General features: G+C 66.5%; 22 protein-coding genes. 12 read left to right on the forward strand and 10 right to left on the reverse strand.

Translation table 11 applies throughout. From position 1 onward, the window contains the following. Positions 1 to 113: 113 nt before the first annotated feature. From RI032_RS07095 to RI032_RS07110, 4 genes are read right to left on the reverse strand one after another with little or no spacing between them, the layout of a single operon-like run. Positions 114 to 827, reverse strand: coding sequence for a M15 family metallopeptidase (locus RI032_RS07095; RefSeq protein WP_322548056.1), 714 nt, complete (start codon positions 825 to 827; stop codon positions 114 to 116). After that, positions 760 to 2,316, reverse strand: a complete 1,557-nt coding sequence (locus tag RI032_RS07100; protein ID WP_322548057.1) for a serine hydrolase domain-containing protein — start codon at positions 2,314 to 2,316, stop codon at positions 760 to 762. Before RI032_RS07100 ends, RI032_RS07095 begins: the two co-directional genes overlap by 68 nt. 55 nt (positions 2,317 to 2,371) lie before the next feature. Beyond that, on the reverse strand, positions 2,372 to 5,395 hold the full coding sequence (locus RI032_RS07105) for a TonB-dependent receptor (RefSeq protein ID WP_322548058.1): 3,024 nt from the start codon (positions 5,393 to 5,395) through the stop codon (positions 2,372 to 2,374). 51 nt (positions 5,396 to 5,446) lie between these two features. After that, a complete protein-coding gene (locus tag RI032_RS07110; protein ID WP_322548059.1) occupies positions 5,447 to 6,937 on the reverse strand; it encodes a transglutaminase-like domain-containing protein in 1,491 nt (496 codons plus the stop codon). Positions 6,938 to 7,069: 132 nt separating this feature from the next. On the opposite strand from RI032_RS07110, the gene RI032_RS07115 reads away from it, so the two are divergent. From RI032_RS07115 to RI032_RS07140, 6 genes are all read left to right on the forward strand, one after another. Beyond that, on the forward strand, positions 7,070 to 8,509 hold the full coding sequence (locus RI032_RS07115) for an SH3 domain-containing protein (RefSeq protein WP_322548060.1): 1,440 nt from the start codon (positions 7,070 to 7,072) through the stop codon (positions 8,507 to 8,509). Next, positions 8,506 to 9,600, forward strand: a complete 1,095-nt coding sequence (locus RI032_RS07120) for a dipeptide epimerase (protein ID WP_012478950.1) — start codon at positions 8,506 to 8,508, stop codon at positions 9,598 to 9,600. Before RI032_RS07115 ends, RI032_RS07120 begins: the two co-directional genes overlap by 4 nt. 358 nt (positions 9,601 to 9,958) lie before the next feature. Continuing rightward, a complete protein-coding gene (locus RI032_RS07125) occupies positions 9,959 to 10,807 on the forward strand; it encodes a MurR/RpiR family transcriptional regulator (RefSeq protein WP_010484212.1) in 849 nt (282 codons plus the stop codon). Between the two features lie 15 nt (positions 10,808 to 10,822). After that, positions 10,823 to 11,584: a L,D-transpeptidase family protein gene (locus tag RI032_RS07130; RefSeq protein WP_322548061.1), complete on the forward strand. Its 762-nt coding sequence runs from the start codon at positions 10,823 to 10,825 to the stop codon at positions 11,582 to 11,584. Next, positions 11,581 to 12,882, forward strand: a complete 1,302-nt coding sequence (locus RI032_RS07135; RefSeq protein WP_322548062.1) for an APC family permease — start codon at positions 11,581 to 11,583, stop codon at positions 12,880 to 12,882. Before RI032_RS07130 ends, RI032_RS07135 begins: the two co-directional genes overlap by 4 nt. Before the next feature lie 110 nt (positions 12,883 to 12,992). Beyond that, complete coding sequence (locus RI032_RS07140) at positions 12,993 to 13,316, forward strand: hypothetical protein (RefSeq protein WP_019336755.1); 324 nt, start codon at positions 12,993 to 12,995, stop codon at positions 13,314 to 13,316. Between the two features lie 107 nt (positions 13,317 to 13,423). Here the strand turns inward: RI032_RS07140 and yiaA are convergent, their stop codons facing one another. After that, positions 13,424 to 13,879, reverse strand: coding sequence for an inner membrane protein YiaA (yiaA, locus tag RI032_RS07145; RefSeq protein WP_010484216.1), 456 nt, complete (start codon positions 13,877 to 13,879; stop codon positions 13,424 to 13,426). Between the two features lie 171 nt (positions 13,880 to 14,050). Here yiaA and RI032_RS07150 point away from each other — a divergent pair, with 171 nt between their 5' ends. Beyond that, positions 14,051 to 15,217 (forward strand): PQQ-dependent sugar dehydrogenase, encoded by a 1,167-nt coding sequence (locus tag RI032_RS07150; RefSeq protein ID WP_049412291.1) that lies wholly within the window; start codon positions 14,051 to 14,053, stop codon positions 15,215 to 15,217. Positions 15,218 to 15,263: 46 nt separating this feature from the next. Here the strand turns inward: RI032_RS07150 and RI032_RS07155 are convergent, their stop codons facing one another. The 4 genes from RI032_RS07155 to folB all read right to left on the reverse strand — a co-directional run bounded on the left by RI032_RS07155 (position 15,264) and on the right by folB (position 19,941). Then, entirely contained in the window at positions 15,264 to 15,806 is a 543-nt protein-coding gene (locus RI032_RS07155; RefSeq protein ID WP_054170793.1) for a hypothetical protein, read from the reverse strand. A 144-nt stretch (positions 15,807 to 15,950) separates the two neighbouring features. Further along, positions 15,951 to 18,125, reverse strand: coding sequence for a glycoside hydrolase family 3 N-terminal domain-containing protein (locus tag RI032_RS07160; RefSeq protein ID WP_010484219.1), 2,175 nt, complete (start codon positions 18,123 to 18,125; stop codon positions 15,951 to 15,953). A gap of 128 nt (positions 18,126 to 18,253) precedes the next feature. Continuing rightward, positions 18,254 to 19,525, reverse strand: coding sequence for a mechanosensitive ion channel family protein (locus RI032_RS07165; protein ID WP_049454520.1), 1,272 nt, complete (start codon positions 19,523 to 19,525; stop codon positions 18,254 to 18,256). 62 nt (positions 19,526 to 19,587) lie between these two features. Then, positions 19,588 to 19,941: a dihydroneopterin aldolase gene (gene folB, locus RI032_RS07170; RefSeq protein WP_010484221.1), complete on the reverse strand. Its 354-nt coding sequence runs from the start codon at positions 19,939 to 19,941 to the stop codon at positions 19,588 to 19,590. 358 nt (positions 19,942 to 20,299) lie between these two features. Between folB and RI032_RS07175 the strand changes: the two genes are divergently transcribed. Beyond that, on the forward strand, positions 20,300 to 20,965 hold the full coding sequence (locus RI032_RS07175; protein WP_134958736.1) for a hypothetical protein: 666 nt from the start codon (positions 20,300 to 20,302) through the stop codon (positions 20,963 to 20,965). Between the two features lie 33 nt (positions 20,966 to 20,998). On the opposite strand, the gene tsaD is transcribed toward RI032_RS07175, so the two are convergent. Beyond that, entirely contained in the window at positions 20,999 to 22,024 is a 1,026-nt protein-coding gene (gene tsaD / locus RI032_RS07180; protein ID WP_010484223.1) for a tRNA (adenosine(37)-N6)-threonylcarbamoyltransferase complex transferase subunit TsaD, read from the reverse strand. A gap of 166 nt (positions 22,025 to 22,190) precedes the next feature. Between tsaD and rpsU the strand changes: the two genes are divergently transcribed. The 4 genes from rpsU to dnaG all read left to right on the forward strand — a co-directional run bounded on the left by rpsU (position 22,191) and on the right by dnaG (position 25,831). After that, a complete protein-coding gene (gene rpsU, locus RI032_RS07185; protein WP_002808376.1) occupies positions 22,191 to 22,406 on the forward strand; it encodes a 30S ribosomal protein S21 in 216 nt (71 codons plus the stop codon). 133 nt (positions 22,407 to 22,539) lie between these two features. Continuing rightward, positions 22,540 to 22,983 carry a GatB/YqeY domain-containing protein gene (locus tag RI032_RS07190; RefSeq protein ID WP_043400028.1) on the forward strand — a complete coding sequence of 148 codons (444 nt, stop codon included), beginning with the start codon at positions 22,540 to 22,542 and terminating at the stop codon, positions 22,981 to 22,983. Positions 22,984 to 23,086: 103 nt separating this feature from the next. Continuing rightward, positions 23,087 to 24,031 (forward strand): YihY/virulence factor BrkB family protein, encoded by a 945-nt coding sequence (locus RI032_RS07195; RefSeq protein ID WP_019336363.1) that lies wholly within the window; start codon positions 23,087 to 23,089, stop codon positions 24,029 to 24,031. Positions 24,032 to 24,091: 60 nt separating this feature from the next. After that, positions 24,092 to 25,831 carry a DNA primase gene (gene dnaG / locus RI032_RS07200; protein WP_049412301.1) on the forward strand — a complete coding sequence of 580 codons (1,740 nt, stop codon included), beginning with the start codon at positions 24,092 to 24,094 and terminating at the stop codon, positions 25,829 to 25,831. The last annotated feature ends 6 nt before the right edge of the window (positions 25,832 to 25,837 follow it).

Genomic DNA, 25,837 nt, shown 5'->3' on the forward strand with positions numbered 1-25,837 from the left:
TTTACTGCGTCCCCGCACTCCGGCACCGCCCCGCCAACCCACGGAATGCACGCTGTTGCTGTTGCTGTTGCTCTGGCTTGTAGCGGGTGCAGGGCGCAGCCCTGCCGATACCCCTACCGCACTGGGACGTCGTACGCGGTACCGAGATCCGGTTCGGGCTGGAACGTGTAGTGCCACCACTCCTGCGGATAGTTCACGAAACCACGCCGTGCCATTGCCTGCACCAGTTGCCGCCGGTTCGCCTGCTGCGTCTCACTCAGCCCGCTCGTCTGCGTATGCGCGCGTGACCCAAAGAAATCGAAGTCGGTGCCCATGTCCAACGGCATGCAATCACCGCTGCGGCAATCCAGCAGGCCCAGATCCACCGTGGCACCGCGGCTGTGGCCGGAGCGTTCGGCGATGTAGCCATCGGCCAGCAGGCGCGGCTTGTCCAGGTCCGGATACTGCTGCGCCTTGCGCGAGAGCTCGCGCGGGTCGTTCACCCAGGCCATGAAGGCCTGCACCGAACGCACCGGCCGGTAGCAGTCGTAGAGGCGCAGGCCGAAGCCCTGAGCGCGCAGATCCTGTTCCACCTGCGCCAGCGCTTTCGCCACCGACGCCAGCAGGTAGCAGGACGACGCCTCGTAGCCGGGCACGCGCGCGCCGGTGAAGTTGTTGGCGCCGGCGTAGCGGATGTCCATGTCGATGCCTGGCGACAACGTGCGGATCTCCACCAAACCAGCGCTGGCCGCGTCGGTGGCCGGTGAAACACGCGGTGGCTCAGCGGCGCTGGTGGTCGCCGCCAGTGCAGTCGCCAGTACGAGTGAAATGCAGGTCCTGGAAGTCATAGCTGAAGTCGATGTCCGGATCGATGGCGCGCAGGTCCAGTGTCGGTGCCGGGCCCTCGCCCGGCTGCAGCCACGCTTGCGCCTCGTCACCCAGCGTATCCCAGCGCAGCAGCCAGCGCCCCTGCAACTTCAGCACGGCCGCCTGCAGCGCTGGCGACTTGTCGACGCTGAAGCGCAGGCCGTCCTTGCCCGGGCACAGCGAGGCCGGGCCCAGCCAGGGATCGGCGTAGCGGCCCTGCCAGCGCTGCAGATCGGAAGCCGCGAGTCGCTGCGCAGATGAAGTCACAGGTCGCTGATGCCCGGTTGCCGCACGAGCGGCCTGGTCCGCCTTCAGTTCGGCCAGGTACTCCATCGCCGGGCGTGCATCGTCGGGTGCGGTGAAGCGCTTCAGCATGGCCTGCATCAGCGCCGTGCGTGCATCCTCGCCCTCGCCGTTGATCAGCATCACCACGCCCACCCTGCGGTCGGGCAGCAACGCCAGCGACGAATACATGCCTGACAGCGTGCCGGTATGCGCTACCTTCCACTGCCCGTCCATGTCCGATACCCGCCAGCCATACCCATAACCGTAGAAATGCGCGTTGTCCCAGCGCCGCTGGCGCTCGCCCAGTGGCATCGGCATGTGCAGGGTCCACAGCGTGCGGCGTTGCGTGCTGTCCAGCCAGTCAGGTACCAGGGCGGGATCGAGCAGCACCTGCATCCAACGCGTCATGTCGCGCAACGAACAGCGGATGCCCCCGGCCGCCATCGAGGGCAGATCCGGGCTGATCGCTCCATCGGCGTTCACCACTTCATTATTGCGATCACCGCGCCGGGCATGCGGCTGCGCCACGTTGCCCACGCGCTTCACCGACCACGCCCCCACCTGGCAGCGCGTCATGCCCAGTGGCTCGAACACCTGCTCGCGCATCAGCTGGTCATACGGCTTGCCACCCGCCGCCGCCGCCACTTCACCTGCCACCACATACATCAGGTTGTCGTAGGCGTAGTGGCTGCGAAAACTACTGACCGGCTTCAGGTGTGCCAGCCCGGCGATGATGTCGGCACGGGTGAATGCGTTCGGCTCCGGCCACAGCATCAGGTCGCCGGCCCCCAGGCCCAGGCCGCTGTTGTGGATCAGCAGGTCACGCACCTGCATCTGCTGGCCCACCCACGCATCGTGCATGCGGAAGCCCGGCAGATGCCGCCGCACCGGATCCTCCCAGCGCAGCTTGCCCTGCTGCACCAGCCGCGCCAGCAGCGCGGCGGTCATCGCCTTGCTGTTGGAGGCGATCTTGAACAGCGTGTCCTGGTCGATGCGGCCGCCGTCGCCGCGCGCGCCCCCGGCATGCTGGTACACCACACGCCCCTGCTCGACCACCGCCATGGCCAGCCCAGGCAGGTGCTCGTGCTGGACCACGGCGGCGACGTCGGCATCGAGGGAGGCGATGTCGGTCGCCGAAGCGGACGGTGCGGCCAGTGCCGCCGCGACGATCAGCAGGTGGTACATGCGCGCAGCCCTTCCATTGCCCGCGCCGTCACGGTGGACGGCGCGGATCGTGGCCTCAGAAGTTCCAGGTCACCACCAGCTGGGTGTAGCGCGGTGCCTGCCAGCGCGTACCGGTAGCGAACGTCGCCTCGCGGTACTGGCCGGGCTGCGCCTCGTAGCGCTGGTGCACGTTGATGGTCTTCTGGTTGTTGAACAGGTTGTACACCGACAACCGGGCGCTGAGGTCGATACCCTCCACCGGCAGGCGCCAAGTTACGTTGGCGCCCATGGTCCAGGTCCACGGCAGGCGACCAAACGCGCCGCGCGGGCTGTACTCGAACTGGCGCTGGTTGTACGGGCCCGAACAGTTGGCCACGCACAGCCAACCGGTGCCACCACCACTGCCTTCACTGGACGTGCTGCCACCGGCGATGGAGTCGTTCGGCCACATCACGCCGTAGGCGGTGATCGGGCCACCGGACTGCACCTGCAGCGTGGTGCCGAACAACCACTGTTTGTTCAGCGCATACGCGGCACGCAGCTTGAACTGATGGCGGAAATCGTTGAACAGAACACCATAGCGTTCATTGGTGGCCGGGTGGTCCCAGAACTGCACCATGCCGGTGTCGCCGTAGTTGGTATCGGAGTTTACCGGGCCTTCGAAGTTGCCCTCGCTCTTGGACCACAGGTAGGACGCGTTGAACATCCACTTCTCGTCCCAGGCGCGGTCGATCTGGAACTCCAGCGCCTTGTAGGTGCGCTTGGGCTTGGAGTAACCGATCACCTCGCCACTGCCGCCCTTTCGATAGCCGCTGTTGGCGGTGTCGATGGTGATCCAGCCTTCGTTGGCGCAACCGATGCTCTTGTCGCCCCAGATCGTCAGGCTCTCGCCCGGGTTGGCGATCGGCCACAGCGTGCTGGGGGTCGGGCCGCACGGGGTGTAGTTGATGCGGATGTCATCCAGCGCGCGGGTCATGCGCCGGTAGGTGGCATTGACGCCCCACGACCAGGCCCGGTTGATCATGTTCTGGAAGCCCAGGATGTACTCGTCCTGGTAGACCGCCTTGAGGTCGCGATCCACACTCTGGCGCAGGTCGGCACCGCCGGTGTTCATGCGGGTGTCGGTCGGGCCGATCTGCTGGCCGACGATCGGTGCCATGTACGGTGAGCCTGTCGGCGAGGTTTTCCGCTCCCAGCCGTTGAGCACGTAGTAGCTGTATTCGTCAGTGAGGCCACCGGCGAAGTTCACGTTGATGTTGTTGGTGACCGGCAGGTAGTAGCGGCCAGCGTTGCCGAACAGCTTGGTGCTGCCGTCACCGCGCATGTCCCACGAGAAGCCGACACGTGGCGCGATCAGGTCGTCCATCTTGATGAACGCCTTGCCGGCGGCGGTGCGGTTTTCGAAACGGTCCCAGCGCACGCCGAGGTTGAGCATCAGGTTCGGCGTGATGTTCCAGATGTCCTCCACGTATAAGGCATTGGCTTCAGTCTCGAACGTGCCGCCCGATTTGCGGTTTCGCGCACGCAGCATTTCGGTAACGCCCGCCGGCACGTAGGCGTTGGCGCCATCCCAGACTTCATCGCCCGGTCGCGCCACGTAGGCGGTATAGCTCAGTTCGGTCGGACCGGGGTAGCGTGTGGATTGCTTGGTGGTCATCAACTCGCGGTCGACACCGAAGCGCAGCAGGTGATCACCCAGCTGCCATTCGAAGTCCAGTCGCGCCACGTCACGGGTATCGTCACGCTCGGCCACCGCCGTACCGGTAGGATGGCAGCCGGCACGAAGACCCTGCAGCTTGCCCAGTCGCGGGCCATACGTACTGTCGGTGAACACCGGGCTGCAGGCCTGGTCCAACGACGAATTGGTGAACGCACGCTGGTTGTTCTGGCCGACCATGGCACGGGCGGTGAAGTTCTGGCCGAAGTGGCCGGTGTAGGTGGCCGACCAGTTGCGGCCGCCGGTCTCGGTGACCGAATCGCCGCCCCAGGCGCCGAGCTGGTCGGCGTTCCAGTTGTAGCCGTACGACGCATTGGTGACATCGCCCTCATCCGAGAACGCCAGTAGCGCCAGGCTGTGGTTGTCGTTGATGTTCCAGTCCAGCTTGGTGCCCCAGAAGCCGTTGCCGGAATCATTCTTGAACCAGGTGCTGCCATCGGACGAGGTGTTGTGTCCCTTGTCGCTGCGGTCTTCGTACATCGCGAACAGGAACAGCTTGTCTTTGATGATCGGGCCGGAGCCCCACACGTTGGTCTTCAGGAAGGAGTTGTTGTCGCGGCTGCCATAAGAATGCGGGGTTCCATCACGATGGAAGTGATCGCCGCCGCTGGAGCGCCATGCACTGGGTTCAGCGGTGATTTCCACGCCGCCTTCGAATTCGTTGCTGCCCGAACGGGTTACCGCATTGATCACGCCGCCGGTGGAGCGCCCGAACTCGACCGAGTAGCCACCGGTCTTGACCTGGAATTCCTTGAAGAACGCAAATGGCGCAGTGCTGAAGCCACGACGGGTGTACATGTCGGTGACATTCAGGCCGTTGATGAAGACCGCATTCTCGGCCACCGATGAACCGGCGAACGACAGGCCACCGAATGACGAGTTGCCGCCGACCACGCCCGGCGCCATCAGCGCGACCGCAGACAGGTCCTGCGCCACCGGCAACCGCGAGATTTCCTGACGGTTGATGTTGAAGGATGTCTCGGTGGAGTAGACGTCCACGCGGTTGACCACTCGGGTGCCGACCACCTGCAGGGCATCAAGATTGGTGACGCCGCCGCCACTGGCCAGGTTGACCGTGGTGGTACCACCTACCGCCACACTGACAGCAACCTGATCGCCCAGTTTCTGGCCATCGCGGCTGAGCTGCAGCTGGTAGTCACCTACCGGCAGCTGGCCGAGGCGGTAGCTGCCGTCGGCGCCGACGGTAACGGTACGAGTCAGACCCGTACTGTTGCTGACCACGGTCACCTGGTCACCAGCGGTTGCACGGCCGGCAACTGCGCCGCTCACGTTCTGTGCCATCGCGATGCCGGGCAGCACTACGCCCAGACACGCCCCGAGGGCGACGCACAACGCCGCCCGCTTGATGCTGTAAGCCTTCATCCCCTGCTCTCTCCTGCAAGAATTGAATGGTGTGAGTTGCGATGTGTCGCGCTAGCGTTGCCCGGCTGGCAGTACCCGCCACTGGAAGTCGTAGCTCCATTGGTCGAAGTACAGGTTGCCGCCTGCCCACTCGGCCTCGCCGCGCTGCGAGTCGACCGTTTCCGAGCGGTAATGCTGCTTGGCCGGCACGAAGGGCTGGCCGAAATCGTCGTTGAAGGCGATGCGGTAGCCGTCGAGGCCACCCAGATAGAAATTGCGCAGTGCAGGCACATCGCTGGCGAGCGCGCCGGTGGTCACGTCCATCGGCAGCCAGCCGTAGGGCGCCAGGTAGACCTGCCCCCAATCATGCAGGTTGTTGTAGCCACTGCCATCGTCGGAGAACACCATCCCCGACTGCCAGCGCGCGGGAATGCCGTTCATGCGTAGCAATGCGATCAGCAGCAGGGTCTGCTGGCCGCAGTCGGCATGGCCAGCGCGCAGGGCGTAATCGCTGATGTTGCTGAGCGTGGAGTATTCGCGCGCGCCCGCCCATGGAATGCGATCGACCGCCGCGAACAGCCTGCGCACTACTTCATACGGGCGCGCCTCGCCCTGCAGCACCTGGTCGGAGAACAGCTTCAGCGCGGGGGTGAAGCGCACATGCGGCAGCTGTTCGGCCAGGTAGGGCTTCAATGCGGGATCGTTCGGTGTGGCCTGCACCTTGGCGGGATCGATCGCGGTATGCCGCGCGAAGATCGTCACCGCGTAGCGGATCTCGAAGCGGGTCGGCTGCCCGGCCACCGCTTTGGCTTCCAGATAAGCGGTGCGCTGCAGGGTGCTGGCTGGCGCCACGCGTGCCTTACCGGGCGCGCTGCCCAGCCACTGCACCTGCTCCTGCTGGCCCGGAATCTCGCGCGGGTACGGAATCCAGGCGCGCACGGTTTCGCCGGCCGGTACGGCGTCGGCCTTCACCGTGAGCGACTGGGTGAATTCAATGCGCTGCGGCAGTACCGACGCCTGCCCACTCTGCTGGGCCGCGGCAAGCACGTGCGCGTGATGTGCATTGAGCACCTCGTTCGGGCCCGGCGCCGGCACCGGTGCATCCGCGCGGCGGCGTGCGCGTGCCTCATCGCTGAGCAGGAACAGGTTCGACGGTGCGCGCTTGAAGTACCAGCGCGTGCCGTCGATATCGAGGTGTTCAATCAGGCCGAGCTGGTCCCAGCGCGCGAATTCCTCGTCGGTGAGGCCGGGAATCCAGCGGCGCACGGCGGCCTTCGCGGCGGTTTCGTCGAGGGAAAAATCCAGGCGGATGCGGCGCATGCGTTCTTCCTGGAACGCGATGTCGTCGAAACTGACGCCAGGCTCCGCCGCGTCGGCGGCCGACCAGGTGTTCAGTTCGCTGTGAGCTTCAAAGAACCGTCCCGCGTCGATCATCTGCACGACGCGCGCAAACTGGATGGCTGAGGGCGGCGGCTCCGCTCCCGCCGACCACGCCCACAGCAGCAGCGCGGCACAGAGACCGGCGGCGGCAGGCAGACACGGTTTGCGAACGGCAGACTCCACAGCGACACTTCCCCAGCGCGGGTGGTAACGGCTGTGTAACACGGGCCGGGATACCGGTCAATAATTTATTCTTGATTTCGAAGCCGAAAGGAATAAATATTCCAACAGGCATTCGAGGAGGGTGTGCACCGCATGAGCCTGGATTCCCGCGAACCGCGCCGGCGTTGGCCGCGCCGGTTGACCCTGGCCCTGTGCCTGCTGGCCGCCCCGGCCTTTGCACAGCCTGCCGTGGCACCCGATCCCGGCGCACCGCTGCCCTATGTGATCGGCCTGCACGAGGCCTACCTCACCCCGCAATACTGGGCCGCGCGCCTGGGCAACGCCGATGCGCCGATTCTGGACCGCGCGCAGATCGAGGCACAGAACGCGCGGATGCGGGCACAGGACAGCCACATCCAAGACATCGCCGCACTGCCCGCCCAGCTTGATGCAGCGACGGTGCGTGCCAGCATCACCGCGCTGTCGAGCTGGCCCACCCGCGCCCTCTACAACGACAAGGGCCAGGCGATCGCGACCGCACTGCGCAGCGCGCTCGAAGCCAACCTCGGCCTCGATGCGATTCCCGCGAAGGTGACACCGGCCTACGGGCTGGTGGTGAAGCGCGCGGCACTGCGTACCTTCCCCACCCGCGAGCGGGTCTTCAGCACTGCCGGTGACACCGACATCGACCGCTTCCAGGAATCGGCACTGTTCCCCGGCGACAAGGTCGCGGTGGTCCATCGCAGTACCGATGGCCGTTGGCTGTTCGTGCACAGCGAGCGCTACAGCGCATGGATCGAGGCCGATGCCATCGCCAGCGGCGACAAGGCCACGGTGCTCGGCTATGGCACGAAGGGCCCGTACCGCATCGTCACCGGCGCCACCGCGCAGACCGCCTACACCCCGGAGGAACCGCGCGTCTCGCGCCTGCAGCTGGACATGGGCGTACGCCTGCCGGTGCTGGCCGACTGGCCCGCCGCCGAACCGGTGAACGGCCAGCAGGCGCATGCCTCGTGGGTGGTGCAGCTGCCGGTGCGCGAATCCAATGGCCGCCTGAAACTGGTGCCGGCGCTGCTGCCGCGCTCGCAGGACACCGCCGCCGACTACCTGCCGCTGACCCCGCGCCTGCTGCTGCAGCAGGCCTTCAAGTTCCTGGGCGAACGCTACGGATGGGGCCACGACTACGACACCCGCGACTGCAGCGGGTTCGTTTCCGAGATCTACCGCAGCTTCGGCGTGCTGCTGCCGCGCAATACCAGTGCACAGGCGGTCAGCCCCGCGCTGGATCGCCTGCCGCTCACCGGCAAGGACGGCAAAGCGGTACGCGACCGCGCCGTCACCGACCTGCAGGTGGGCGACCTCGTCTACATTCCCGGGCACGTGATGATGGCCATCGGCCATGTCGACGGCCGCACCTGGGTGATCCACGATACGGCGGGCGGCAGCTGGTTCGGTACCGACGGCACGCGCGTACAGGCCCACCTCAATGGTGTTTCGGTCACGCCGCTGGAGCCGATGATGGCCAGCGATACCGTCCGCTACATCGACCGCATCACCAACATCCAGCGCCTGCGGGCCAAGACTCCTGAATGAAGATCACTGCCATCGAACTGGGCATGCTGCGCGTGCCGCTGAAGACGCCGTTCAAGACTGCCCTGCGCACGGTGGAAACCGTGGAAGACGTGGTGGTTCTGATCCGCACCGACACCGGCCACACCGGTTACGGTGAAGCCCCGGCCACTGCGGTGATCACCGGCGATACGCACGGCTCGATCATCGAAGCGATCCGCCACTTCATCGCCCCGCGCCTGATCGGCCAGGACGTGGTCAACCTCAACCATCTGTGCACGCTGGTGCAGACCGCGATGGAGCGCAACACCAGCGCCAAGGCCGCGGTGGAAATCGCGCTGTACGACCTGTGGGCGCAGCTGCACGGTGCGCCGCTGTACCAGATGCTCGGTGGCGGCGACCCGGTGATTACTACCGACATCACCATCAGCGTGGACTACATCGACAAGATGGTGGCCGATTCGCTGTCGGCGATCGAGCGCGGCTTCGAGTCGCTGAAAATCAAAGTCGGCAAGGACATCGGCCTGGACATCGAACGGGTCAAGGCGATCCATGCGGCGGTGGAAGGCCGCGCCCTGCTGCGCCTGGACGCCAACCAGGGCTGGACCGCCAAGCAGGCGGTGCATGCGATGCGCACGCTGGAAGAGGCCGGCGTGGTACTGGAGCTGCTGGAGCAGCCGGTGAAGGCAGCGGACATCAGTGGCCTGAAGTACGTCACCGACCGCGTCAACACGCCGGTGATGGCCGACGAAAGCGTGTTCAGCCCCAGCCAGGTGATGGACCTGATCCAGCAGCGCGCGGCCGACATCATCAACATCAAGCTGATGAAGACCGGCGGCCTGTCCAACGCGATCCGCATCGCCGACATCGCCGGCATCTACGGCGTGCCGTGCATGATCGGCTGCATGATTGAATCCAGCATCAGCGTCGCCGCCGCCGTGCACCTGGCGGTGGCCAAGAGCGATGTGATCACCAAGGTCGACCTCGACGGCCCCTCGCTGGGCCAGTTCGACCCGGTCAGCGGCGGCGTGCATTTCAACGAATCGGAGATCAGCATCAGCGACGTGCCGGGGTTGGGCATCACCGAAGTGCGTGGGCTGGAGATGCTGGGGTGATTTCTGCCTTGCGGCTTGCCTGGCGTGCCACTGACGTTGGGTCGGGCGTTACTTTTCTTTCCGCGAAAAGAAAAGTAACCAGAAGAAACGCTCCGCCGGCTGCGAGCCGGTGCTATGCACCGGTTCCCTGCGCTCCTCGGCCCGTCGAGGGACGGCGCGGGAACTCGCTACGCTCAGACACTCGCGCCTCTTCGCCCTCGCCGGACCTGCGGTGCTCGGCTCGCTTGAAGGCGGACTCAACGTCAAAGGCAACAACTGCACTCCGTAACCTCTTCGCGGCTGGAACCCGCCCGACCCATTCCATGGCACGCTCTACGCTGCCAACCGCAACGCGCCTACACATGCCCGGACACCCCGCATGCCGCCCCTGCTGAAGATCCGTTCCGAGCGCGGGCAGATGTCGGCCATCGAGCGACGCATCGCCGACTTCATCCTCGACAACGCCCACCTGCTGCGCGACTACTCGTCCCAGCAACTGGCCAGTGCGCTCGGCATCAGCCAGTCCAGCGTCGTGAAGTTCAGCCAGAAGCTCGGCTTCAAGGGCTACCCGGACCTGAAGTACTCGATCGGCCAGGACGTGGCTCGCGCCGGTGCCAATCCACAACAGGCCCCCAGCGAACCCGACAGCGGCGATGACTACCTGCGTCTGGGCGACGCCCTGCGCCGCAGCAAGGCGCAGGCCGAAGAGGAAACCCGCCAGGCCAACCCACGCGAGGAAATCGAGCGCATCGTGCAGCTGCTCGACGGCGCACCGAAGCTGTTCGTCCATGGCCTGGGTGACGATGGCCTGTTCGCCCGCGAGTTCGCCATGCGGCTGTCACTGCTCGGCCTGCTGGTAGTGCCGCATACCGACCCGATCCTGATGCTGGCCAATCTGTCGGCCGCACGCCCGGGCGATGCGCTGCTGATGTTCTCCGAGTTCGGCAACCTGCCCCAGCTTTCGCAGCTGTCACGGCAGTTCCAGGACATGGGTGGCAAGGTGATTTCCATCACCCGCCACACCGCCAACCCGCTGCGCGCGCATGCTGATGCTGCGCTGGTGGTGTGTGCGCACGATCGCACGCCGCAGGTCGCGCAGCTGCTGTACCGTAGCGCCATGCACGCCCTGCTCGATTTCCTGTTCGTGCTGCTCTGCCACACCAATCCGGATCGCCAGCAGCAGCTGGCGGTGAACCTGGAGCGGATCGACCACCTGCTGGATTCCTGACCGGAGCACCTGTTGATGAAATCGCTGGTTCGCCTCGCTACCGCTGCGCTGCTGCTTGCTGCGGCGGTGTCCGTCCACGCCGCGCCGCTGGATGGTGCGCGCCAGCTGATCGTGGTCACCAGCGATGGCTGGGACAGCACCCAGGGCCAGCTGCAGGCCTATGTGCGCGATGGCAAGGGCTGGCACGCGCATGGACAGGCGTTCCCGGTGGCGCTCGGCCGCACTGGCAGTGCCTGGGGCCTGGGCCTGCACCCGGCGCAGGCCGACGGCCCGCAGAAACAGGAAGGCGATGGCCGCAGCCCTGCGGGCGTGTTCGCGCTCGGCAGTGCGTTCGGCTATGCCGTCACCCGCCCGGGTACCGCAATGCCCTACCAGCCGATGCTGGACAGCAGCTACTGCATGGACGTACCCGGTTCACCGTTCTACAACCGCATCGTCGATGAGAAGAAGGTCGGCAGTGCAGCGGTCAAGGGCTCCACCGAGCCCATGCGGCTGGACCTGCACAACAAGGGCGACGTGCGTTACCAGGAAGGCTTCGTGATCGCCCACAACCCGGACAACCAGCCCGGCAAAGGCAGCTGCATCTTCGCCCACCTGTGGCGCCAGCCCGGCGAGGCCACAGCCGGCTGCACCGCCATGCCGCAGGTGCGCATGCAGACCCTGCTGAACTGGCTACGGCCGCAGGATGCGCCGCGCTTCGTCCTGCTGCCGCGTGCCGAGTACACGCGCCTGCAGGCCCAGTGGCAACTGCCCGCACTGAGTGGAGACGCCCGTTGAGCGCGCAGGACGAACCGCAGCTGCAGCGCGCGGTTAGCCGCTGGCAGATCGTAGGCCTGTCGATCAACGATGTGATCGGCAGCGGCATCTACCTGCTGCCGGCCGCCACCGTCGCCCTGCTCGGTCCCTTCAGCCTGTGGGGCGTGGTCGCCGCCGGCATCGTGGTCGCGCTGCTGGTGCTGTGCTACGCGCAGGCCGCCAGCTACTTCGATGAACCCGGTGGCAGCTACCTGTATGCACGCGAGGCGTTCGGGCGATTCGCCGGGTTCGAGATCGGCTGGATGATCTGGTTGACCCGCATCAGTTCGGCGGCCGCACTGAGTAATGCACTGGCCGATGCGGTCGCGCGCTTCTGGCCGTGGGCCGGCGCCGGCATGGGCCGCATCGCGGTGATCGTGGTGTCGCTGGGCTTCCTCACCGGCGTCAACATCATCGGCGTGCGCTCGGCCGCGCGTACCGGCGTGGTGCTGGTGATCGGCAAAATGCTGCCGCTGCTGCTGTTCGTGGCCATCGGCGCGTTCTATATCGACCCACAGCTGGCGTTCTCCGGCCAGCGCCCGGACCCGCATGACCTGCAGCGCATGGGCGAAGCCGCGCTCCTGTTGCTGTATGCCTACGCGGGCTTCGAGAACATCCCGGCCGCGGCCGGCGAGTACCGCAATCCGCGCCGCGACATTCCGTTCGCGCTGATCACCATGATCATCACCGTCACCGTCATCTACGGCGCGGTGCAGGTGGTGGCGCAGGGCACGCTGGCCGGCCTGTCCAGCTCGGCCACGCCGCTGGCCGATGCCGCTGCCGGCTTCGGTGGCGAAGCGCTTGCGCTGATCCTGACGGTCGGCGCCACCATCTCCATCCTCGGCACCAACAGCAACACGATGATGATGGGCCCGCGCTTCCTGTTCGCGCTGGCCCGCGATGGCTATGGGCCGAAGACCCTGGCGCAGGTGCACCCACGCTTCCACACCCCGGCCGCCTCGATCCTCTGCCAGGGCCTGATCGCGCTCGGCCTTGCCCTGTCCGGTTCGTTCGTGCAGCTGGCCCTGCTGTCGATGACCACGCGCTTGTTCGCCTACATCGGCACTGCCGCGGCAGTACTGGTGCTGGCCAAGCGCTACGCCGACCGGCCAGGTGCGCTGAAGCTGCCGGGTGGCCCGCTTATTCCGGTGCTGGCGCTGCTGCTGTGCCTGGCGCTGTTCGCCAGTGCCAGCTGGCAGAACATCGCCGCAGCACTGGTGGCGTTTGCCATCGGCGCGGTGATCTACAAGCTGCCGCGCAAGGATGCCGACGCCGGGTGATCGGTAACGCCGCGGCATGCCCGGCGGATTGATCTGGTTATCACGCTGCCGGACCGGGCCGTTAACCGCCACGCAGGCACGTTCAGGCTTCGTCCACAACGGAGCCTTCCATGACCGAGTACCAGATCCCCGGCCGCGTACCGGACGACAGCACCCCGCGCGATGCGGTCAGCAACTACTGGCGCGAACGCTACACGGCCGAGCCGTACTACGACGACCAGTTGTTCTTCGAGGACTACGAGCCTGCCTACCGTATCGGACATGCGGCTCGCGCACAGGACATGATCCGCGCCTACGAGGAAGTGGAGCGCGAACTGGAATCACGCTGGGCCAGCGAGCGTGGCCGCAGCCGGCTGGAATGGGCGCAGGCGCGCGGTGCGGTGCGTCGTGGCTGGGAGGATGCACAGCTGGCGGATCCGCGGTTGAAGCGATAACGCCATGCTTTTGTAGAGCCGAGCCCACGCTCGGCTCTCGCACCACGTCTGTAGAGTCGAGCCATGCTCGACTGAGCCGAACATGGCTCGGCTCTACACCGGATCGATCACTCCTGTTCCGGCAGCGGCGGCACGCCTGCGCTGCGCTTGCTCTCACCGCCACCGGCGGCGATCAGGTCGCGGGTGTTCTTCTGCACCGCCACCGCACCGAACAGCGACAGCGCGTAGGCCATGCCATAGAAGCCCTTCTCGCTCGATGCCAGGGTGGCATTCCACAGCCCAACCAGCAGCAGCATCAGCGCCGACAGCAGCGCGAACCAGCACAACGCGTAGTACAAACCACTCACCGGAATACCCTCGACGCGGTCACGCACACTCTTCTGCAGCGACACCGCCGCGAACAGGCCGAACAGCAGCAGGGTCAGGTAGTAGCCCTTCTCGTTGAGCGCCATCGTGGCGGCGTTGAACAGGCCGATCAGGTAGGCCGCCGCGCCCAGCAACAGGGCCACCCACGAGGCGGCGATGAAGGCGGTGGACGGCTTGTGGGGCATGGCAGTGTTCATTGCAGATCCTTGGCAGGCAGTCGGGCACGCGTTGCCCGGGCGTGCCCACCCTAGACGATCCCGCCGCCGTCGCACAGGGGGGGGCGCAGGACCTTCGGGCCACGACGATCACGCCTCCAGTGGTATACAAGGGACAGCCCGGCCATCCGCATCCCCGCCCTGGAGATACCCATGACCCGCATGCCCCTGCTGCTCGCCCTCGGCCTGGTGCCGATCCTCGCCACCTCCGCCTGCAATGCCGCCGACCCGGCCGCCAACGGCGCCCAGGCCACGGCCACGGCATCCGCCGCCGCCGACCAGCGCCCGTTCACCGCCACCGAAGTCAGCCGTTTTGACCAGCCGTGGGCGATGACCTTCCTGCCCGATGGCAGCCTGCTGGTCACCGAGAAGCGCGGCAAGCTGCAGCACCTGGATCTGGCCAGCGGCCAGAAGCACGAGATCACCGGCGTTCCGAAGGTCGCCTACGGTGGCCAGGGCGGTTTCGGCGACATCATCCTGCATCCCGATTTCGCCCGTAATCACGTTGTGTACCTCAGCTACGCCGAGGAAGGCACGCTGGACACCCGCGGTGCTGCCGTGGCCCGTGCCACGCTGGCGCTGGACGCCAACGGCGCCGGCCAGCTCAAGGACCTGAAGGTGATCTGGCGGCAGAGCCCCAAGGTCAGCGGTGAGGGCCACTACGGCCACCGCCTCGCTTTCGGCCCGGACGGCAAGCTGTGGATCAGCTCCAGCGAGCGGCAGAAGTTCGATCCGGCGCAGGACATGGGCGGCAACCTCGGCAAGATCATCCGCCTCAACGATGACGGCAGCCTGCCGGCCGACAACCCGTTCGCCTCGCAGGGCGGCGTGGCTGCGCAGGTGTGGTCGCTGGGCCACCGCAACATCCTCGGCATGGCCTTCGACGCCAACGGCAAGCTGTGGGCACACGAGATGGGCCCGGCCGGCGGCGACGAACTGAACCTGATCGTGCGCGGCGCCAACTACGGTTACCCGATCGTCTCCAACGGCGACCATTACGACGGCCGACCGATTCCTGACCACGACACGCGTCCGGAATTCGCCGCCCCGAAGGTGACCTGGACGCCGGTGATCTCGCCGGCCGGCTTCGTGATCTACAGCGGCAGCCTGTTCCCGCAGTGGAAGGGCAGCGGCTTCATCGGTGGGCTGTCGTCGACCTCGCTGGTGCGTGTGGCGTTCGACGGCGACAGCGCGCGCGAGGCCGAACGCTTCAACATGGGCGAGCGCATCCGCGAAGTGGAACAGGGTCCGGATGGCGCGCTGTGGCTGCTGGAAGATGGCAGCAAGGCGCGCCTGTTGAAGCTGACGCCGAAGGCCTGATCGGCACCTTTTCCCGGAACGGCCCCGCATGCGGGGCCGTTTCCGTTTACTGGATGGTGATGACCTTCACCTCGGTCTTCGTGCAGGCCTGGTCCAGGCACTGCCCGTTCAACCACACCTGTCCATCGCCAATCATCACGCCCTGCTGGTTGACGAAGACCTTGCCGAAGTCCTGTTCGGACACCGCCTTGACCACCGCCGGGGTGATGATCTTTTCGTAGTTGCGCTGGAACTCACCGGGGCCGGTGATCTTCTTTCCGCCGCTGATGTTCAACGGGAAGTGCACTTCCTCGACCACGGCAGCACGATCACCGCCGACCACCGCGGTCTTGAACGCGTTGAACACCTTTTCGTACTGCGCCGCATCGCCAAGCAGCGACTCGATGCGCGCGCGTGCGTCTTCGGCGGGCGCTTCCGCTTCGGACGCGGCCGGTGCGGCGGCGGTGGGCTCAGCGGGGGGTGCCGCAGGCGTCGCTGCAGCACTGGCCTCCATCGGCGGCGGAGCATCCGCCGCAGGCTCGGCCGGCGGCGCCGGCTGCGAACAGGCGGCCAGCATCAGGGCGGGAATCAGACAGGCCATCCGGCGCATGCGCGCGCTCCATCGAAACAGGGAACCCGATGGTAGCGCCGGGCCACGCCCGGCGTGTTCGTGCAATGTGAGCACAGCAACACCGGGCGTGGCCCGGCGCTACCGCTTGCCGTAGATCCACGCCATGCGTGGATGAGGGCGCAATCAGCCCTTCAGCAGCTCGAACTGCACCGCTTCACCGGCCGCCGACGAGGCGCATACCCACACGTCGAACACGCCCGGCTCGGCGCGCAGCACGCCGTCGCGGCCGGTGAACGACAGCTGCTCGCGGGTGAGGGTGAACACCACCTCGGTCGACTCGCCCGGCTGCAGTGCCACCTTGCGGAAGTCCTTCAACTCACGCACAGGACGCACGCGGCTGGCCACGCGGTCATGGATGTACAACTGCACCACTTCCTCGCCGGCCACATCACCGCTGTTGGTCAGCGTGGTGGTGATGGTCAGGGTGTCGTCCCAGCCCAACTGCGCCGCGCTGAGCTGCGGCACGCCGTAGGCGAAGCTGGTGTAGCCGATGCCATGGCCGAACGGGTACAGCGGTTCGTTCGGAATCTCGCGCCAACGGGCCTTGAACTCCGACATGGTCGGCAGTTCCGGGCGACCGGTGCGCGGGTGGTTGTAGAAGTACGGCTGCTGGCCGGATACCTGCGGGAAGCTGACCGGCAGGCGGCCGGACGGACTGTAGTCGCCGAACAGCACATCGGCCACGGCATGGCCGGTCTGCGTACCCAGGTACCAGGTCACCGCCACCGCCTGTGCATTGCGCACCGCGCCCTGCAGCGCCAGCGCGCGGCCATTGCGCAGCAGCACCACCAGCGGCTTGCCGGTCATCGCCACGGCCTCGGCCAGCGCCTGCTGGGCCGGCGGCAGGGTGATCTCCACGCGCGACTGCGCTTCACCGCTGTAGCGCTGCGGTTCGCCCAGCGCCAGCACCACCACGTCGGCGCGCAGAGCGGCAGCCACGGCTGCTTCGGTGCCGCCCGGAATGGCAGTTTCCAGTTCGCAGCCCGGCACGATTTCCAGCAGCGCTTCGTCACCGATGGCGGCACGGACGCCGGTTTCCAGATCCACGTAGCGCTGCTTGTCACCGAACAGCGTCCAGCAGCCTTCAATGTTCTCGCGGTCCTGCACGAACGGGCCGATAAGCGCGATCTTCTGCCCGGTCTTCTGCAACGGCAGCACGTTGTCGCGGTTGTTCAGCAGCACGATCGAACGGCGCGCGGCGTCGCGCGACAGTTCGTCATGTGCGGCGAGGTGCGAGGTATCCGCTTCGCGCGCCGGGTCCAGCGAACGGTACGGGTCGTCGAACAGGCCGATGGTTTCCTTCAGCCACAGGATGCGGCGCACGCCCTCATCCAGCACCGCCATTGGCACCTCGCCGCTCTCGACCAGGCCCGGCAGGTGCTCGGCGTAGAAGCCGCTCTGCATGCTCAGGTCCAGGCCGGCGGTGAATGCCTTGGCGGTGGCATCGCGATCATCGGCGGCATAGCCGTGCGCGACCAGTTCCATGTCGGCGGTGTAATCAGAGATCACCACGCCCGGGAACTTCCATTCGCCGCGCAGGATGTCGGTCAGCAGTTCGGCATTGGCGCTGGCCGGCACGCCGTTGATGTCGTTGAACGAGGACATCACGGTGATCGCGCCGGCGTCGAAGGCGGCCTTGAACGGCGGCAGGTGCACATCGCGCAGGGTCTGCGGCGAGATGTCCACCATGTTGTATTCCATGCCGGCCATCACCGCGCCGTAGGCGGCGAAGTGCTTCGGCGTGGCCAGCAGCGAATCGGCGGCGCGCAGGTCGCTACCCTGGAAGCCGCGCACGCGGGCGGCGGCGAACGCACAGCCCAGCACCACGTCCTCACCGGCACCTTCGGCGCCACGGCCCCAGCGCTGGTCGCGGGCGATGTCCACGGCCGGGGCATAGGTCCAGTGCAGGCCGGCAGCGGTGGCTTCGATGGCGGTGGCGCGCGCGGTGCGCTCGGCCAGCTCCGGTTCGAAGCTGGCGGCCTCGCCCAGCGGGATCGGGAACACGGTGCGCATGCCGTGGATGACGTCGGCAGCCAGGATCACCGGGATGCCCAGGCGGCTCTCCTCGGTGGCGACCTGCTGGATGCGGCGGCCCAGTTCGGCGCCGACACCATTGAACAGGGACCCGACCTTGCCCTCGCGCACCTGCTGCAGCACCTGGTCGGCATTGCGCACGTTGGCTTCCGGGTTCACGTCCGGGGCGAACGGGCGGACCATGTCTGCGAAGACACCCAGCTGGCCGACCTTTTCCTCGACGGTCATCTGGGCAATGAGGGATTCGATGCGATCGGAGGCCACCGGCAGTCCTTGATGAAAACGTTTACAAGCCCGGCATTCTAGCGATCCCGAGCCGTTTGGCGAGAGGTTTCTTCATTCAGTTTCAGCCACCAGCGGGGACCGTATGGACCCGCCGGGGGCACCGCAGCTTACTCCGAGCCGGCCAACTGGCGCTGCCCGGCCATCAACATGGCGTCGCTGGAGGCTTGGAACACGCGCAGGCCGAAGGCCGGCAGGATCGCCAGCAGGTGGTCGAAGATGTCCGACTGCACCGCCTCGTACTCGCCCCAGGCGGTGCTGCGGGTGAAGCAGTACAGCTCCAGCGGCAGGCCTTCGGTGGTCGGCTGCAGCTGCCGCACCAGCAGGGTCATGTCGGTGTGGATGCCCGGATGGCTGCGCAGGTAGCGCTCCACATAGGCACGGAAGGTGCCCAGGTTGGTCACCCGGCGGCTGTTGACCTCGGCCACGCCCTGCTCGCGCAGGCGCCCGTTCCACTGCCCCAGCTCCTGTTCCTTGTCCTGCAGGTAGTCGCGCAGCAGCGCGAACTGGCCGAGGAAGGCCAGGTCGCCCTCGTCCAGGAATCCGACGCTGTGCTGGTCCAGGTACAGCGCGCGCTTGATGCGGCGGCCACCGGCCTCCTGCATGCCGCGCCAGTTCTTGAACGACTCGGTCACCAGCTTCTTGGTCGGGATGGTGGTGATGGTCTTGTCGAAGTTCTGCACGGTGATGGTGTGCAGGGCGATGTCGATCACATCACCATCGGCGTTCTGGCTGGGCATCTCGATCCAGTCGCCGATGCGCACGCGGCCATCGCCGCTGATCTGCACGCTGGCCACCAGCGACAGGATGGTGTCCTGGAAGATCAGCATCAGCACCGCCGTGGCCGCGCCCAGGCCGGTGACCAGCGGCCCCAGCTTCACCCCCAGCAGGGTGGCGATGATGGACAGGCCGGCGGCCACGAACACCACGATCTTGACTACCTGCAGGTAGCCCTTGATCGGCTTGTTCCGCGCGTCGGGCTTGCGCTCGTACAGGCTGTTGGCCGCGTCCAGCGCATGCGAGAACGCCATCGACACGGTCAGTACCGCCCACACGATGCACAGCTTGATGATGACGTTGACCAGGCCGGGCGGCAGATCGGGGATCAGAGTGATGCCCGAGGCGATCACCTGGCTGGGCACCACGTTGGACAGGCGCGAAATGACCCGCATCAAATGGCTGCCACGCCCGGACTCGGCACCCGGCAGGCGCTGCAGCAGGCGCCGCAGGCCACGCACCAGGATGCGCTTGGTCACCCAGTTGGCCAGGCCGGCGGCGATCAGCAGCGCCGAGATCATCAACGCCAGGTAGGCGCCGGGATAGGGTTCCAGTGTGTTCTGCAGCTTTTCCAGCCACTGTACCGCCACCACCGCGTCCACCATCAGTTGTCTCCTTCTTCCTTCATTGATGTTGAGGTTGCCGGCCAGCGGCCGGCACTACCGGGTCAGTCCCGCGTGCGCTCGATGATCACGCCCACCGCGCGCGCGCCGCGCACCGCACCGGGCTTGCTCAGCTTCAGGCGCAGCCACTTCACGTCGAATTCCTCCAGTACGATCTGCGCGCAACGCTCGGCCAGGGTCTCGACCAGACCGAATTCCGATTCGCGCACGAACTGCTCCAGGCGCTTGCTCACCGCCTTGTAGTTCAGGGTGTGGGCAATGTCATCGGTAGCCGCAGGGCGACGGTTGTCGAAGCCCATTTCCAGGTCGAACACCAGGTCCTGGCGGATCCGTCGCTCCCAATCGTAGATACCGATCAGGGCGTCGATCGTCAGCCCCTCGATGAAAACCTTGTCCATTGCGCTTACCCGCCCGAATACAGGGGGCCATGGTAACGGCACGGCGGTGACGCTGCCCGGAACGGGCGATGGGTGGCCGGCACGGGGCGGGCCCGGAAAAGACAAAGGGCCCCGCTAGCAGGGCCCTTTGGTACTACCGTTTGTCCCCAGGGGGAGCTGGAATCCAGCCGCGAGTCCCGGTGGCGCAGGCACGCAGATTAGGCAAGGACCAGATCGTCGGTCAAGGCCAATTCCGACAGGGCAGGTCAGGTATTCGCCCGAGGCGAAACGCAGGAAATCAGCCGCGCGGACAACTACGTTCCCTGATGGTGGTCGCCGCCCACTCTCGCGAACATTGAGCCCTCCTTCACCACCGCACATGACGATGGCTCCATACGATGTACTGCGGCGCGCGTTGTCAGCGGAGCGCCTGTCGACTTACGAGAGAATCGCATCGACCTGCAGCCCTGACGTCACTGCCGATTCCCTGTATCTCTGGAACATGCGGATGTGCGGTGCGCTGATGATGCCGGTCCATCTGTGCGAGGTGGTCATTCGCAACGCCGCTGCAGCTGTGCTTACCCGACAGCACGGCCCGCGTTGGCCGTGGAATGATGCCTTCCGACGCAGACTGCCAACTTCATCCAGTACTTCTCCACGCACGGCACTGGAACAACTTGCCACCCGCGTAACCGATACACCTGAGATCGTCGCCAACCTGCCAATGGTGTTCTGGCAGCAGCTCTTTACATGTCGCTTCGACTCCACCCTGTGGATACCCGCACTTGGTGGGGCTCTACGTCATGCGCCTTCGGCACATCCCAGTGTCATCAGGAAAGCCATCCACGCAGACATTGGACGCATCCGCCACCTGCGCAACCGGATCGCGCACCACGAACCCATCCTGGAACGCGACCTCGGTGCCGACCTGGCCGCGATCGGGCGGCTGATCCACGCCCGCTGCCCGCACACCCTGGGCTGGCTGCAGCGCCATGAGCGGGCGACGACCGTGCTGGCGGCGTCGCCGTTGGCAGGGCGTCGGTAATACGTCCGCCCGGCGTGGCCCGGCGCTGCCGGATCAGACCGCCGGCAGGGTCGCCATGTCCCAGCGCGGGGTCACGTCCACCTTCGGCGGGCTGTGCTGGCCGGCCTGCAGGCGCAGCGCGCCAGCGAAGGCGATCATCGCGCCGTTGTCGGTGCACAGCGCGGGGCGCGGGAAACAGGCGCGGCCGCCCAGGCGCTCGGCCATCTGCTGCAGGCGCGCGCGCAGGCGCTTGTTGGCGCCCACGCCGCCAGCCACCACGATCACGTTGGTCCCGGCCGCTTCCAGCGCGCGCTCGCACTTGATCGACAGGGTCTCGACCACCGCGTCTTCAAAGCCACGGGCGATGTCGGCGCGGGTCTGTTCGCTCTGGTCGCTGTCGCGCCAGGCCATCAGCACCTGGGTCTTCAGGCCGGAGAAACTGAAATCCAGCCCGGGGCGGTCGGTCATCGGCCGCGCGAAGCGGTACGCACCCGGCGTGCCCTGCTCGGCCAGCCTGGCCAGCTGCGGGCCACCCGGGTACGGCAGGCCCATCAGCTTGGCGGTCTTGTCGAAGGCCTCGCCGGCCGCATCGTCCAGGGTCTCGCCCAGCAGGCGGTACTGGCCGATGGCGTCCACCGCCACCAGCTGGGTATGGCCGCCGGACACCAGCAGCGCCACGAACGGCGCTTCCGGCGGATCGTCTTCCATCAGCGGGGCCAGCAGGTGGCCTTCCATATGGTGTACGCCTACCGCCGGCACCTCCAGCGCCCAGGCCAGCGAGCGGGCCACGCCGGCGCCCACCAGCAGCGCGCCGACCAGGCCCGGACCCGCCGTATAGGCCACCCCGTCGATGTCGTCTACGCCCAGACCGGCGTCGGCCAGGGTCTGGCGCACCAGCGGCAGCAGCTTGCGGACGTGGTCGCGGCTGGCCAGCTCGGGCACTACACCGCCGTACTCGGCATGCAGGGCGATCTGGCTGTAGACCGCGTGGGCGCGCAGGGCCGCGCTGCCGGCCAGGTCGGTGTCATACACCGCCACGCCGGTCTCATCACAGGAAGATTCGATGCCAAGGACTCGCATGCCTGCTATTATGACGCCCCTGCCGCCCCCTCGGGGGATGTGCAGATCTCACTGCTTTCGAACTTCCGGCCCGTATTCAGGGTTGGCCGCTTGCAGTTTGTCTATTCGCCGCTATAATGTGCGGCTCGCCGGGCGTGACCCGGTTCTACTGTGTCCCGGAGATTCCATGCCCAGCGTCAAAGTCCGCGAGAACGAGCCCTTCGAGTTTGCTCTTCGCCGCTTCAAGCGCACTTGCGAAAAGGCCGGTGTGCTGGCCGAAACCCGCAAGCGCGAGTTCTACGAAAAGCCGACCCAGGAGCGCAAGCGCAAGGCTGCCGCTGCTGTGAAGCGTCAGCTGCGCCGCTCGTCGCGCGACGTCACCAAGCGTCAGCGCCTGTACTGATCGGACGCATCTTCATTGCGGCGGGCTTGCCTGTCGCGATGGAGCCGAAGCCGGCACGCGCGAGCGTCGCCGGCTTTTTGCGTTTCCGGGTTCGGGCATCCGCCCCGCCCCACTTACCACCACGAGGTTCCTCATGAGCATGAAGCAGCAGCTCACCGAAGACATGAAGGCCGCCATGAAGGCGGGCGAGAAGCACAAGCTGGGCGTGATCCGCCTGATCAATGCCGCCATCAAGCAGCGCGAAGTGGACGAGCGCATTGAACTGGATGACACCGCCGTGATCGCCGTGCTCGACAAGATGGTCAAGCAGCGCAAGGACTCGGTCAACCAGTACGAGGCCGCCAACCGCGAGGACCTGGCCGAGATCGAGCGCGCCGAGATCGTGGTCATCGAAGCCTACCTGCCGGCGAAGATGGGCGAGGCCGAGATCGTGGCCGCCATCCAGGCCGCCATTGCCGAGACCGGCGCCTCCGGCCCGGCCGACATGGGCAAGCTGATGGGCGCACTGAAGCCCAAGCTCGCCGGCCAGGCCGACATGGGCCTGGTGTCCAAGCTGGTCAAGCAGCTGCTGGCATAAGCCATTGCCGGGGTCGGATCCCTTTCGCATCGCGGAAGGGCTCTGACCCCATTGATGCATCCGCTTCACCGCACCTTCGACCCCCGGCTGCTACAACATCCCCATGGTCGAGCAATCCAACGCCCCCACCGGCTCGCGTCCCCACGGCTTCCCCGCACGGCTTCGCCACTACGCTGACCGCCTGCAGGACAGCTTTCCGATGGCGGTCGCCAAGCGCTTCGTCGAAATCGATGTGCTGACCCAGGCCGCTTCGGTCTCCTTCTACGCCCTGCTGTCGATGGCACCGCTGCTGGTGCTGCTGTTGTGGTTGACCGCCTCGCTGTACCCGCCTGCACAACAGACGTTGATCAGCCAGATCGGCTCGGTGGCCGGCAGCAGCGTGGCCAGCGTCGCCGACACCGTGCTGCACAACGCCAACAGCCAGCCCAGCGTGGGTTCGCTGGCCGGGCTGTGGAGCACACTGCTGCTGTTCATCGGCGCCACCGCCGTGTTCGCCCAGCTGCAGAACGCGCTGAACCGGATCTTCCACACCAGCGGCCAGCGCCTGGAAGGCGTCAAGGCCTGGCTGCGCAAGCGCGTGTTCTCGTTCGGCGTGGTGCTGGCACTGGGCTTCCTGCTGATCCTCTCGATGACCGCCACCACTGCACTGCAGGTGGTGTTCGCGCAGCTGCCCTCGGTGCTGCCGGCGATCGGCTACCTGACCTCGCTGCTGCTCTACACGCTGGCCTTCGCCTTCCTCTACCACTACCTGCCGGACCGCCGCGTGGCGTGGCGCCAGGCCTTCATCGGCGGCGCCATCACCTCGGTGCTGTTCACCCTGGGCCGGTATGGCATCGGCGTCTACATCGCCACCGTGGCCCCGGGCAGCGCTTACGGCTCGATGGGTGCGCTGGTGATCGCACTGGTGTGGATCTACTACGCCACCGCCGTGTTCTTCGTCGGCGCGCTGATGACCGCGGTGATCGACGAGCGCCTGCATGCACGGGCTCAGCTGGCCAAGGCCGGGGTCGAGGCCGAACAGGCCAGTCCCGGCGTCGCCAGCGAGTAAACTAGGGGAACCTGCCGCCCCTGCTGCGCGCCCTGGCGGCCGCGCCCCGTTCTGTTGCCCATGGCCCGTATCCCCGACGCTTTCATCGACGATCTGCTCGCCCGCTCCGACATCGTCGAGGTGGTGGGCAGCCGCGTGCCGTTGAAGCGACAGGGCAAGGAATATGCAGCGCGCTGCCCGTTCCATGACGAGCGCTCGGCGTCGTTCACGGTCTCGCCCACGAAGCAGTTCTATCACTGCTTCGGTTGCGGCGCGCACGGCACCGCGATCAGCTTCCTGATGAACTACGACCGCCTCGAGTTCCTCGACGCGGTGGATGAACTGGCCAAGCGCGCAGGCATGGAAGTGCCGCGCAGCGAGAACCCACGCAGCCCCCAGCAGCAGGACGACAGCCGCGAGCTGTATTCGGCGCTTGAGGCGGCCACGAAGTTCTTCCAGAGCAACCTGCAGGGCAGCGAAAAGGCACGCAGCTACCTGGATGGGCGTGGCGTGGACGAAGAGAACCGCGCACGCTTCCAGATCGGCTACGCGCCGGATGGCTACAGCGGCCTGCGCGATGCGCTGGGCAAGGACGAGCGGCGCATGAAACTGCTCGACCGCGCCGGCCTGTTCTCCAAGAACGACCGCGGCCACGTCTACGACAAGTTCCGCGACCGGGTGATGTTCCCGATCTTCGACCGCCGTGGCCGGGTGATCGCCTTCGGCGGCCGCGTGTTCGAGAAGGACGACGGCCCCAAGTACCTCAACTCGCCCGAAACCGCGCTGTTCCACAAGGGCCGCGAGCTGTACGGCCTGTGGCAGGTGCGCCAGGCCAACCAGAAGATCGAGCGGCTGATCGTGGTCGAGGGCTACATGGACGTGGTCTCGCTGTTCCAGTTCGGCGTCACCCAGGCAGTGGCCACGCTGGGCACGGCCACCACGCCGGACCATGCCGAGCTGTTGTTCCGCAACGCGCCGGACGTGTTCTTCTGCTTCGACGGCGACGCCGCCGGCCGCCGTGCTGGCTGGAAGGCGCTGGAGTCGGTGCTGCCGCGCATGAAGGATGGCCGCCAGGCCTTCTTCCTGTTCCTGCCCGATGGCGAGGACCCGGACACCATCGTGCGCAAGGAAGGCGCCGAGGCCTTCAACGAACGCCTGAAGCAGGCCACGCCGCTGTCCCAGTTCTTCTTCGACGAGCTCACCCGCGAGATCAACCTGGGCACGCTGGACGGCAAGGCGCGCCTGGCCGAGCGGGCCAAGCCGATGCTGGCGCAGATTCCCGACGGTGCCTTCGGCGACCTGATGAAGCAGCAGCTGGCGCAGCTGACCGGCCTCGGCGGCAACGCCCAGGCTGCACGCGCTTCGATGCCTCAGCGCCAGCCGGCACGCACTATTCAACCGGTGGCCAAGCGCAGCCTGGTGCGCGGCGCGATCGCCGTGCTGCTGCAGCAGCCGTCGCTGGCACTGACCCTGGGCGGCAAGCATCACTTCCAGGGCCTGCGCCTGCCCGGCGTGGAGCTGCTGCTGGAGCTGCTGGGGCTGGTCGAACAGCGCCCGGACATCAGCACCGGCGCCCTGCTGGAACATTTCGACGGCCGCGAAGAACAGGGCTCGCTGCATACACTGGCGGCACAGACACTGCCTGGCACCGAGGCCAGCTGGACCCAGGAACTGCACGACGCGGTGGCTCAGCTGGAGAAACAGCTGCTGGTGCAACGCCTGGAGGAGTTGTTGGCAAAGCAGCGCCAGCAGGGTCTGGACGATACTGACAAATACGAACTGCGCGAGCTGTTGAAGGCCCGCGCCGGGCTGCGCCTGTAGAGGGGC

Source organism: Stenotrophomonas geniculata (genome assembly GCF_034508895.1).
Classification (GTDB): Bacteria; Pseudomonadota; Gammaproteobacteria; order Xanthomonadales; family Xanthomonadaceae; genus Stenotrophomonas; species Stenotrophomonas geniculata.